Annotated in this window: 13 protein-coding genes; 12 read left to right on the forward strand and 1 reads right to left on the reverse strand. The window is 45.4% G+C overall.

Going from position 1 to position 11694, the window contains the following annotated elements; genetic code table 11:
* Positions 1-60 precede the first annotated feature (60 nt).
* The 3 genes from SALPA_RS14875 (at position 61) to SALPA_RS14885 (ending at position 1920) form a co-directional block, all read left to right on the forward strand.
* Entirely contained in the window at positions 61-579 is a 519-nt protein-coding gene (locus SALPA_RS14875) for a nitroreductase family protein (protein WP_145095506.1), read from the forward strand.
* 199 nt (positions 580-778) lie between these two features.
* Positions 779-1540 (forward strand): nitrite reductase, encoded by a 762-nt coding sequence (locus tag SALPA_RS14880; protein ID WP_145095509.1) that lies wholly within the window; start codon positions 779-781, stop codon positions 1538-1540.
* Entirely contained in the window at positions 1537-1920 is a 384-nt protein-coding gene (locus tag SALPA_RS14885; protein WP_145095511.1) for a nitrite reductase, read from the forward strand. The genes SALPA_RS14880 and SALPA_RS14885 overlap by 4 nt, the downstream gene beginning before the upstream one ends.
* A 103-nt stretch (positions 1921-2023) precedes the next feature.
* Here SALPA_RS14885 and SALPA_RS14890 read toward each other — a convergent pair whose 3' ends face one another.
* Positions 2024-2857 (reverse strand): transglycosylase domain-containing protein, encoded by an 834-nt coding sequence (locus SALPA_RS14890; RefSeq protein ID WP_370516708.1) that lies wholly within the window; start codon positions 2855-2857, stop codon positions 2024-2026.
* A gap of 78 nt (positions 2858-2935) precedes the next feature.
* Here SALPA_RS14890 and SALPA_RS14895 point away from each other — a divergent pair, with 78 nt between their 5' ends.
* The 9 genes from SALPA_RS14895 (at position 2936) to argF (ending at position 11600) form a co-directional block, all read left to right on the forward strand.
* Entirely contained in the window at positions 2936-3652 is a 717-nt protein-coding gene (locus SALPA_RS14895; RefSeq protein WP_145095514.1) for an N-acetylmuramoyl-L-alanine amidase, read from the forward strand.
* Between the two features lie 37 nt (positions 3653-3689).
* Positions 3690-4523, forward strand: coding sequence for an AmmeMemoRadiSam system protein B (gene amrB / locus SALPA_RS14900; protein ID WP_145095517.1), 834 nt, complete (start codon positions 3690-3692; stop codon positions 4521-4523).
* Between the two features lie 11 nt (positions 4524-4534).
* Positions 4535-5050, forward strand: a complete 516-nt coding sequence (amrA, locus tag SALPA_RS14905) for an AmmeMemoRadiSam system protein A (RefSeq protein WP_145095520.1) — start codon at positions 4535-4537, stop codon at positions 5048-5050.
* Between the two features lie 20 nt (positions 5051-5070).
* The gene (gene amrS / locus SALPA_RS14910; RefSeq protein ID WP_145095523.1) at positions 5071-6078 is read left to right on the forward strand and encodes an AmmeMemoRadiSam system radical SAM enzyme; all 1008 of its coding nucleotides are present in this window, start codon (positions 5071-5073) and stop codon (positions 6076-6078) included.
* 179 nt (positions 6079-6257) lie between these two features.
* Positions 6258-7298: an N-acetyl-gamma-glutamyl-phosphate reductase gene (argC, locus tag SALPA_RS14915; protein ID WP_145095526.1), complete on the forward strand. Its 1041-nt coding sequence runs from the start codon at positions 6258-6260 to the stop codon at positions 7296-7298.
* A gap of 11 nt (positions 7299-7309) precedes the next feature.
* Complete coding sequence (argJ, locus tag SALPA_RS14920; RefSeq protein ID WP_145095529.1) at positions 7310-8521, forward strand: bifunctional glutamate N-acetyltransferase/amino-acid acetyltransferase ArgJ; 1212 nt, start codon at positions 7310-7312, stop codon at positions 8519-8521.
* 33 nt (positions 8522-8554) lie between these two features.
* Positions 8555-9460: an acetylglutamate kinase gene (gene argB, locus SALPA_RS14925; RefSeq protein ID WP_145095531.1), complete on the forward strand. Its 906-nt coding sequence runs from the start codon at positions 8555-8557 to the stop codon at positions 9458-9460.
* On the forward strand, positions 9453-10643 hold the full coding sequence (locus SALPA_RS14930) for an acetylornithine transaminase (protein ID WP_145095533.1): 1191 nt from the start codon (positions 9453-9455) through the stop codon (positions 10641-10643). The genes argB and SALPA_RS14930 overlap by 8 nt, the downstream gene beginning before the upstream one ends.
* 24 nt (positions 10644-10667) lie before the next feature.
* Positions 10668-11600 carry an ornithine carbamoyltransferase gene (gene argF, locus SALPA_RS14935; RefSeq protein ID WP_145095535.1) on the forward strand — a complete coding sequence of 311 codons (933 nt, stop codon included), beginning with the start codon at positions 10668-10670 and terminating at the stop codon, positions 11598-11600.
* Positions 11601-11694 lie beyond the last annotated feature (94 nt).

Genomic DNA, 11694 nt, shown 5'->3' on the forward strand with positions numbered 1-11694 from the left:
CTGCCGGTTATCTGGCAGGGTTTTTATATAAAATAATTATATTTTGAAAGGGTGATTGATATGCTAGAATTACTAAAAGCCAGAAGAAGTACTCGAAAATATAAAGATTTGCAGGTTGAAAAAGCCGATCTGGATAAAATGCTAAAAGCAGCTTTGCTTGCGCCTTCCGGAAAAAATATAATGCCTTTAGAGTTTGTCGTTATTGAAGATAAGGAAACGCTGCTAAAATTAGAAACCTGTAAGCATCCCGGAGCGGTTGCGCTAAAGACAGCACCACTGGCTATTGTTGTTATTGGCGATACAGAAAAAAGCGATACCTGGATTGAAGATGCTTCCATCGCATCAATACTAATTCAACTGCAAGCAGAAGCCTTAGGTCTTGGCTCTTGTTGGATACAAAGTAGCAAGAGAAAAAGCCAAATCGGCGAAAACTCCGAAGATGTTGTAAGAAAAATCCTGGACATACCTGCAAACTATGGTGTTTTAAACATTATAACCGTAGGCCATAAAGATGATACTTTAAAGGCTTATGACGAGTCGAACCTTAACTTTACAAAAGTTCATTATGCTAAATACTAAGTTTTTAGTTTCATATAAAGCGTTTCAGTTCTCCAAACCTTAATAATAGCAATGAAAACCGCCAGATTTATTGGCGGTTTTTTGCATTCTAATTCTATAAATAATATTAATAATAATTTTTTCAGGAGGAGCAGGAATTTTCCATTTAAAGTATAATATTAATTCATAGATAACATTTGTTATTAAGGAGATGCTATGAATGACTGTACTAACTAAAACAAATAGCTGGAACTGGGATGGAGAACAGGTAGTAGTTGACGGTGGGAAAGACGCCTTATGGGGAGTTGTTGAGCAGGCTAATGGAGTCTGGGCGATTTTAGTCGATACACCGGGCGGTGTTTTGACAGCTGGGCAGTTTGCTATACTAGCGGATATCATGGCTGACGGTGGTGCTGCCGTTAAATTTACCAGACGTCAGCTGCCAATTTTGTTAGTGCCCAAGGAAAAGGTGACAGGAGCATTAGAAAAATTGACAGCTGGAGGGTTAAGAGTGGCCAGCGTTCATGGCAGTGTCCGCAATATTGTAGCCTGTCCGGGTAAGGGTTTGTGCGTACATGCCCGCCAGGAAACATTGGGCTTGGCCAAAGAAATTAATGAAGCGGTGTATGGTGCTAAACTGCCGTGGGATTTTAAAATCGGGTTATCCGGCTGCCCGCGTAATTGTTCAGCGGCATTGTGCCAGTGTATTGGCCTAATTGGTGAACCACGGGGCAAATTTACTATTGCGTTAGGTGGCAAAGAAAGCGGCATAACACCGATTCATGGGGTAGTATTGCCTGTGAAAGTTCCGCGGGAAAAGGTGGTGCCGGTAATTGTGCGGTTGCTTGGGTTATATAGCACCTTGGCCGCTGAATTTACCGCAACAGGCGAATTGCCAGAACATCCTCGCCTATATCATGTTATTGCCAAAGCGGGCGTAGAGCGCTTTATTACTGTAGTACAGGAGGAGGTTGAAGCATGAGTTTTTCCAAAGAAGGTGCGTTTATGGCGTTTGTCAGCACCAATAAAGCTTGCGGTAACTGTAAGAAATGTGCCAAAACTAGCTGTCATATTGGGCTAGCTAAAGATACATTAATGTATATGTCGGAGACAGGTACGAAATTTAATGATGAGATTCCTGAGGATATTTTAGATTTAATCCGCTCCTTGCCGGTTGTTAACGGGCGGGTTGACCATTTCAAGGCATTGGCAGCTTATGATGCTGTGAGTAAAATCTGTGATGGTTGCCGCCTGCAGGATCATGATGAATTCTGCTCAATCAATATTACCCTAACAGCGTTAGGTACTTTGGTTTACGGACCATCCTTCAAAACTGAAAAGGACAAACAACTCGGGGTATAAAAGTAAGGCCTGGCCATTAGCCGGGTCTTACTAATTTATTTTTGCGGTGAGTTAAGACTCCCGCCTCTGCAGGCGGCGTTTGTTCAGCTATGCTGAAACAAGTTCACTTTGCCAACAAGATGGGTGTAAGCTTGGCTTCTTGAGCTTGTGCCGGGCCAATATAGCTGTTGCGGGACATAGCGGCAAGTACTACGGCTTGTCGCTGTTTAGCAGCTGCAAAATCGACATAGGGAGAGGTAAGTGAGGGGGCATTAGGCAAACCCGCTATCATGGCACATTCGGCCAAATTAAGGTGAAAAGGCGGTTTGCCAAAATAAATGGTGGCAGCTTCCCCGATCCCATAAGCCCCTGAGCCAAAATAGATGGTATTCAAATACATTTCCAGAATGTCTTCTTTCGAATAGCGAAGCTCAATATCTATGGCGAGGACAAACTCCTCAACTTTTCGGCCAAGCGTTCGTTCCTGGGAGAGAAATAGGTTTTTGACTAATTGCTGGGTAATGGTACTGCCACCTTCAATATAAGAGCCTGTTTGTACATTAACTAAGGTGGCCCGTAAAATACCCTCAATATCAAATCCTACATGATGATAAAAGCGACTGTCTTCGACGGCGATGATCGCCTGCTGCAAGGCTAAGGGAGTATCTGACAGCCGGACATAACTTTTTTTATCCAGCTTAGCGTCAATGGCGCTTTTCAGAAAAATTACCCGATGCACTCGCTCCCAGGTGCTGGAAACACTAGACAATGTAATAGCTGCAGCAGGTGATTGCGCCGGTAGTGGGTTGATTCTCGATATAGATGAGCGCAATACGGACTCCCCGCCTGCCCATAAAAACGCACCAAGAAATACAATAACTAATAAGGCCAGAAAGCGACTTATTTTTATACGCCTGGTTTTCACGTAGATCACCTCTACTATTGCAAACTTCTTCATTCTCTATTTTAGCATTTAATTGCCGAATAGAGAATACAGTGTAAGTAGCAATGGCAACGGGAAAAGAGGTGGGATAGTATGCGGGTACTGGCGGTAAGACGGCAGAGAGTAGTAAGTGCAGTCGTATTTAGTATAGCGGTGGTGGTATTAAACCTTCTGACGTTACGTTATCTTGTGCTGGCAGATGTTGAAAATGCCGATTTGGCAGTGCTTAGTGGCAAAACCATCGCGATTGACGCCGGACATGGTGGGATTGATGATGGGGCAAAATGGAATGGACTGGATGAGAAAAATATAAATTTGGCGATTGCAGTCAAAGTAGCTGCGGTCCTGGCTGCCAATGGAGCTACAACTGTGCTTACACGTGAGGAAGATGTCGATTATTATACCAAAGGCAAAGGCGGGAAACGCAATGATCTGTTAAAACGGGCGGAAATTATTGAAAAATCAGGAGCCGACCTTTATATTAGTATTCATTGCAATGCGATTAAAGGGGCTAATTGGTCAGGGGCTCAGGTGTTTTATAATCCCAGCAAGGAGGAAAATAAGCAGTTAGCCGAAATTATGCAGCAAGCACTAAAAAAATTTCCTCCTGGTAATAGACGCCAAGTCAAGCAGGATTCTGACATTATTTTATTGAAATCTGTAACTATATCAGGTGTGCTTATTGAGGCTGGTTTTATTAGCAACCCTGCTGAGGCTACGCAGCTTAACAGTGAAGCTTATCAACAAAAACTGGCTGAGGCCATTACGAAAGCGTTGGCGTATCATTTTAGCCACAATGTGGAACGATAAAAAGCACCACGCACCACTAGCTGGAGGGAGCGATTTTATGGATAATTTAGTTGGCTGTGCGCTCATGCCACATCCTCCGATCATGATTCCGGAAGTAGGAAACCAGGAGCTCGAACATATTAAGAGTACAGTTGAAGCCGCAAGACAAGTGTCAGAAATGCTCAAAGACGAAAATCCCCAAACTGTTGTTATTATTACACCACATGGTCCGGTATTTGAAGATGCTGTTGCCATTAGTATTCACCCCCGCCTTAGAGGGAGTATGGCCCAGTTTGGTGCTCCGGATGTAACTCTAGGTTTTGAGACCGATAATCTATTAATAAAAAATATAATTCGCAGCTGTCAGCGACTCGGTATTAATTTAACCGAACTGACCGATGATGTTGCCAAAAATTATCGAATACCACTACAACTTGATCATGGAGCCTTTGTCCCGCTCTACTACCTAGTTAAAGCAGGGTTCAAAGGGCAAATTGTGCATCTATCTGTCGGTATGTTGCCTTATGAGGAAATGTATACCTTTGGCAAAGCCGTGCAGGCGGCTATCAGCCATGTGGGTAAGCGGGTAGCGGTAATTGCCTCAGGTGACTTGTCACACCGTCTGACACCAGATGCTCCTGCCGGTTATAGCCCGAAAGGCGCCGAGTTTGACCGGCAGCTAGTTACTGCGCTTACCAATATTGATGTTAAGTCTTTACTCAATATGGATAAAAATTTGATTGAAGAAGCCGGGCAATGCGGTCTCAGGCCAGTGTTTTTTCTTATGGGCGTTATGGGGGGACTGGATGCCGAAGTAGCGACCACTTCATATGAAGGCCCCTTTGGTGTTGGGTATGCGGTTATTGCTTATAAAATAAAGGGTAAGAAGTAGGAGGCACTACGATGGATAAACAAAGTCAGCCGGTAAAACTTGCCCGGGAAAGTCTTACCTATTACCTGGAACATGGCCGGTTTATGGATAAGCCAGTTGAACTCCCCGAGAACTTACAGGGGAGGGCGGGGGTCTTCGTATCTTTTAAAAAAGAAGGCCAATTGCGTGGCTGTATTGGTACCTTTGAGCCTACTCAGCCGAGTATTGCTGAAGAAATTATTCAGAATGCCGTTAGCGCTGGGACTGGGGATCCGCGCTTTAGTCCAATTAAGCTAAGCGAACTGGCAGAATTGGAAATTTCGGTCGATGTATTGGAAACACCTGAGCAAATTGATAGCATTGATGACCTTGAACCTAAAACCTACGGGGTAATTGTCCGTAACGGACGCCGTTCTGGCTTGCTCTTGCCTGACCTCGAAGGTGTGGATACTGTCACTGAACAGGTAAGTATTGCGATGCAAAAAGCAGGTATTCAGGCGGGAAAAGAGATTGATTTATACCGTTTTACCGTAACCCGCTACAAATAGCTTACAGTAGGTGAATAAAAGTGCGTGAGGCACTCCATTATGAGCAGCAGGGAAAAGCCGTCGCCTGCAAATTATGTCCTAAACACTGCATTATTACCGAGGGGCAGACAGGGTTTTGCCGGGTACGCCGGAACACGGGCGGCAAACTGTACAATATTAATTATGCGCAAGCTACTGCCCAAGCACTTGACCCTATCGAAAAGAAGCCGCTCTATCATTTCCATCCTGGCAGCACCATCCTGTCACTTGGTACTTGGGGTTGCAACTTTGCTTGTCAATTTTGCCAAAACTGGCACATTGCCCAGGCGCAGCCGCAATTTACCTTGCTTGAGCCGCAGGCAGCAGCAGCCCTGGCCAGTCAGCTTGTCAGCCAGGGTAATATCGGCATTGCCTATACCTATTCTGAGCCCAGCGTGTGGTATGAATATATCTTAGATACAGCGCGGTTAGTACAAGCAGCTGGACTTAGCAATATATTGATTTCCAATGGGTTTATTAATGAACAACCCTTACAGGAACTGTTGCCCTACATTGCGGCTATGAATATTGATGTTAAAGCCTTTACTAATGAGTTTTACCAAAAGGTGTGTGCCGGAGAGCTTACTCATGTCAAACGCACTGTAGAACAGGCGGCTCGGCAGTGCCATGTCGAGATTACCACCTTAATCATACCAGAGCTTAATGATTCTGTAGAGGAAATTGCCAGCTTGGCTAAATGGTTGTCAGGCATCAGCGCAGATATACCGTTGCATCTTTCCCGCTACTTTCCTAACCATAAAATGGAGGTGCCGCCGACTTCGGTAAGGACCTTGGAGGCAGTGGCGTCGGCGGCGCGTGAGTATCTTAATTATGTATATCTTGGCAATGTCGGTGGCAATGGCACGAATACCTTTTGCCCACAATGTAGCTACAAGGTAATTGACCGCCTCAGTGGTTACAGTCGTCTAACTGATCCGGGGAAAAAATGCCCGCAGTGTGGGCACAGTATACCAATTAAGGGAGAAATTCGGTTGTCGGACAGAGGCTGATGCAAACAACAACGGCCTCTATTTTCTTTTGCACTTATACTATCAATCGGCATAACTACATATTATTTTGCGGTAAAGAATCTTGCAGACGTTTACAAAATTTTAATGTATACATGAAACAAAAATGCTTGCATTATTATTCATGACTAATGTATAATATTACAAAAGGAGCGAGGACTATGAAAATAAGTATTGTCGGAGCCACCGGTTATGCCGGTGCCGAATTACTGCGTTTACTGGCATCCCATCAGGTTGCCGAAGTAAAATACATTACTTCAGAAAGTCAGCCGGGAACAGCCATTGCAGATATATACCCTCATCTTACACGATTTTATCCGCAGACACTAACAAGTTTGGTCGACTTGGAGAAACTCGCCGCTGAAAGTGACGTTATTTTTATCGGTTTGCCTCATGGTCATGCTATGGAGGTAGGACGTAAGGCAACGGCCATCAATCCTACCCTTAAAATTATTGACCTGGGCGCTGATTATCGGTTTAAAAACCATGCTGTGTATGAAGAGTGGTACAAAGTGCCGCATACGCACCGCGAGGCTAAGACCGTTTATGGCCTGACTGAGCTAAACCGCAACCAAGTGCGCGAGGCCAGCATTGTCGGTAATCCTGGCTGCTATACAACGGCCAGTATTTTAGCTCTGGCACCATTGGTCAAAAACAAGCTGGTTGATTTGACAACTATTATCGTTGATGCCAAGTCTGGCGTATCTGGTGCCGGGCGTGGTCTAAACCTAGGTTCGCATTTTAGCGAAGTATCTGAGAGTGTCAAGGCATATAATGTGGGGGGCCACCGCCATACGCCGGAGATCGAGGAAGTACTCGGCGGCTTGGCTGGAGAAGAGCTGACAATTAACTTTACGCCCCATCTTATTCCTATGCCCAGAGGAATACTCAGTACCTGCTATGCTAATCTCAAAGCAGGGGTAACTCCGGAAATGGTTGATGAGGCCTATACCTCTCAGTATGGCAACGAATATTTTGTCCGATTGTTAGGCCGGGGTGGCTATCCAGTGACCAAAAATACGCGCAGCAGCAATTTCTGCGATCTGGGTTGGCATATTGATAAACGAACCAAGCGGGTAATTGCCATTTCAGCCATTGACAATCTGGTCAAGGGCGCTGCTGGTCAGGCAATACAGAATATGAACGTTATGTTTAATATAGACGAGAAGACAGGGCTTAACAATGCCCCAGTGTATCCATAGGAGGAATGGCAATGCTAATCAAAATCACCGGTGGCATTACAGCACCGCAGGGATTTAAGGCCGCTGGCGTGCATGCCGGTATAAAAAAGAATGGGATAGAAGATATTGGCATTATTTATAGCACTGTTCCCACAGCAGCAGCCGCTAAGTTTACTACCAACAAAATGGCTGCTGCGCCTGTGCTTGTTTCACGGGAGGCTGTAAGCCAAGGCAAAGTACGCGCCATTGTTGTTAATTCTGGTTGTGCCAATGCCTGTACTGGTGATCAGGGGCTTACCGATGCCCGGACAATGGCTCATAAGACAGCCGAGCTGCTTAATTTGGATGATTGTGAAGTGTTAGTGGCCTCTACCGGTGTAATCGGCGTTCCATTGCCAATGGATAAAATAACAGCAGGCATTAGCCAAGCGGCAGCGGCGTTATCCGAAGATGGGTATGAAGCTATGCTGTCTGCTATTATGACAACAGACACTTTCCCTAAATCCTGTGCCTATGAGTTTACGCTTGGCGGCAAACCTTGTAAAATTGCCGGAATTGCCAAAGGTGCAGGCATGATTCATCCTAATATGGCGACAATGCTTTCCTTTATAACCACCGATGTTGCCATTGCGCCTGATTTACTCAATCAAGCGCTTAGTCAAGCCGTTGAACTCTCCTATAATATGATTTCTGTTGATGGTGATACCAGTACTAATGATACAGTAGCTGTCCTGGCTAATGGCCAGGCAGGCAACAAACTTATTGCTGCTGCCGGCAGCCAGGATTATCAGGAGTTTTATATCGCATTAAAAACAGTGTGCACTGAATTAGCGCAGCTTGTTGTTCGTGATGGTGAAGGGGCAACCAAATTTTTGGAGATTAACGTTACTGGCGCGGCACACTTTGCTGATGCTAAGTGCGCGGCGATGGCCATTGCCAAATCACCGCTTGTAAAGACGGCATTCTTTGGTCAGGACCCCAATTGGGGCCGCATTTTATGTGCTGTTGGTTATTCTGGCGCTAAAACGCAGCTTGACAAGACTTCACTGGCAATTGGCGATTTAACCATTGTTGTAGACGGCCATGGAGTTGCAGGTTTTGAAACTGCTAAGCTCAAAGAGATTATGGCTGCCAAAGATATTGCGATAACGGTAAACTTAGGTCAGGGTGAAGCAGCGGCTACGGTTTGGACCTGCGATTTTTCCTATGAATATGTCAAAATCAATGGGGAATATACAACCTGATAGTTAGATTCAAATGGGGAAAGGAATGATTCTATGATAAACTCGGTAGAAAAAGCGTCTGTGCTTATTGAAGCCTTACCATACCTGCAACGATTTTCAGGCAACACAGTTGTCATCAAATATGGCGGCAATGCTATGGTTAATGACGAACTCAAAAAAAATGTGATCCAGGATATTATTTTCCTTAAATATGCGGGGATTCGCCCGGTTGTTGTTCACGGCGGCGGTCCGGAGATTACCGGTATGCTCAAAAAACTGGGCAAAGAGTCAAGCTTTGTTAGCGGACTCAGAGTAACTGACGCCGAAACGGTAGCTATCGCTGAAATGGTGCTTGTTGGTAAAATTAATAGCGAAATCGTAAAGTTACTAAACTTCCTTGGAGCCAAAGCTGTCGGCTTAAGCGGCAAAGATGCCGACCTGATTATTGCCGCCAAACATTTGGCTAAAGTCCGCGAGAATGGTCAAGTCAAAGAAGTGGATATCGGTTTTGTCGGCGATGTGCTCAAACTAAACACCAGTATTGTTGAGAGCCTTTTGGACCAAGGCTATATCCCCGTTATATCGCCTATTGGTGTTGGCAAAGACGGTGCTACCTACAATATTAACGCCGATTACGTGGCTGGGGAATTGGCTGCGGCATTGGGGGCCGAGAAACTGGCGCTTATTACTGATGTGGAAGGCATTTACCGGGACTACAAGGATAAGAGCACCTTTGTTTCTACCTTATCGCTGGCAGAAGCTCAGGAAATGATCAAAACAGGCAGTATCGACGGCGGCATGATTCCCAAAGTTGAGGCTTGTGTAAAAGCATTGGCTGCCGGAGTAGCCAAAACGCATATTATTGATGGCCGTAACCCCCACTCGTTGCTCTTAGAGATTTTCACCACTGAGGGTATTGGTACCGAAGTAGTCAAATACAGGAGGTACATCAATGGATAAACAGACAATAGCGGACATGGATCAAGAAAATTATTTGCAGGTATTTTCCCGATATAACCTTGTTCTTAGCCATGGTGACGGACCTTATGTTTATGATAATGAAGGAAAAAAATATATAGATTTTCTTGGCGGTATCGCTGTCAATGTTCTCGGCCATGCTCATCCGGCACTTGTAAAAGCAGTGTCTGAGCAAGCCGGCAAAATGATTCATTGTTCCAACCTGTATTACACCGAAGTGCAAGCCACACTTGCCAAGAAGCTTGCAGCAGTAAGTGGTCTTGACAGAGTCTTTGTCGGCAATAGTGGTGCTGAGGCCAATGAGGGAGCTATCAAGCTGGCCCGGAAATACGGCAAAACCATTGCTGCCGACAAAGTTGAAATCATTACCGCCGAACATTCCTTCCATGGGAGGACGCTGGCTACCCTGACAGCGACCGGCCAGCCCAAATACCAGAAGGGCTATGAGCCGTTGCCGGGCGGTTTTAAGCATGTTCCATTTAATGATATTGCAGCGCTCAAGGCAGTCATGTCGGCTAAGACCTGTGCCGTAATGCTTGAACCCATCCAAGGGGAAGGCGGCGTAAATATTCCTGATAAGGATTATCTGATAAAGGTCCGGCAGTTGTGCGACCAATATGGGGCACTTTTAATCCTGGATGAGATTCAGACAGGTATGGGACGGACAGGTAAAATGTTTGCCTATGAACTTTTTGGCGTCAAACCTGATATTGTGACGTTAGCCAAGGGTTTAGCAGGCGGTGTACCGATCGGTGCTTTTATTACCTCTAATAAGATAGCAGCAGCCTTTTCTGCTGGCGATCATGGCAGTACTTTCGGCGGCAACCCGCTCGCCTGCGCAGCAGCCAATGCGGTGCTTACTGTCATAGAAGAAGAAAAGCTGCTAGAAAATGCTCAGACAATAGGCGATTATCTTGTGGATAAACTCAATGCTCTTAAGAGCAAATATCCGGCACTGATTACCGAGGTGAGGGGCAAAGGACTGATAGTTGGCGCCAAGCTTACCCTTCCGGGGCGGGATATTGTTAATAGCTGCCTAAGTCAAGGCGCTATTATAAACTGCACCGCTGGCGATATACTCCGGTTTGTACCGCCGCTTATCATAACCAAAGACCATGTTAACGAAATGATTGCCGTTTTAGATAAAACGTTAGCGGCTGTATAACTTTAAACTGGGGGAGTGTTAGGAATGAGTCTTAAAGGAAAAGACTTTTTATCAATACATGATTTATCAGTTGAGGAAATCTATCAAATTCTTGATTTTACCAAAATATTAAAAGCAAAACAAAAAGCAGGTGAACCGCATCCGCTGTTAAAAGGCAAAACGCTGGGCATGATTTTTCAAAAGTCATCCACCCGTACCAGAGTTTCCTTTGAAGTTGGCATGTGGCAACTAGGCGGTATGGCCTTGTTCCTATCGTCCAACGATTTGCAAATCGGCCGGGGCGAACCGGTGAAAGATACTGCTCGCGTATTAGCCCGTTATTTGGATGGCATTATGATTAGGACATTTTCCCATTTGGAAGTAGAGGAACTGGCCGAGTACGCGAATATTCCTGTTATTAACGCCCTGACAGATCTACTGCATCCCTGCCAGGCAATGGCCGATATCTTTACTGCTATCGAGTACAAGGGCGATCTAAAAGGACGCAAACTGTGTTATATTGGCGACGGAAATAATATGGTCAACTCACTGTTACATGTCTGTGCCAAAGTAGGTATGGATATCAGTGTGGCTACACCAATTAACTATGCCCCAGATGCCACCATTGTCGAACAAGCCGCCGTTGCCGCCAAACTGACAGGCAGTAAGATAACTATTTTGGACGATCCATTTGCTGCTGCAAAAGATGCCGATATCCTCTATACCGACGTCTGGGCTAGTATGGGTAAAGAAGGAGAACAGGCTATTCGAAAACAGGCATTTGCTGGTTTCCAAATTAATAACTCCATCATGCAGGTTGCCAAAAAAGACGCGATTGTCATGCACTGTCTGCCAGCTCATCGCGGTGAGGAAATTACTGACGATGTGATTGAAGGCCCTAATTCCGTGGTATTTGACGAAGCCGAAAATAGGCTGCATGTTCAGAAGGCCATCATGGCTCTATTGATGGCAGACTGATACAGTAGAACTTGTGATAAACGCCCATCTGCTTCGTTGCTCCTGCGGGGGCTTGCTTACGTACGACTGTACGCCTCGCTGCGCCTCCTCGTCG

The organism is Sporomusa sp. KB1, from assembly GCF_007830295.1.
Classification (GTDB): Bacteria; Bacillota; Negativicutes; order Sporomusales; family Sporomusaceae; genus Sporomusa.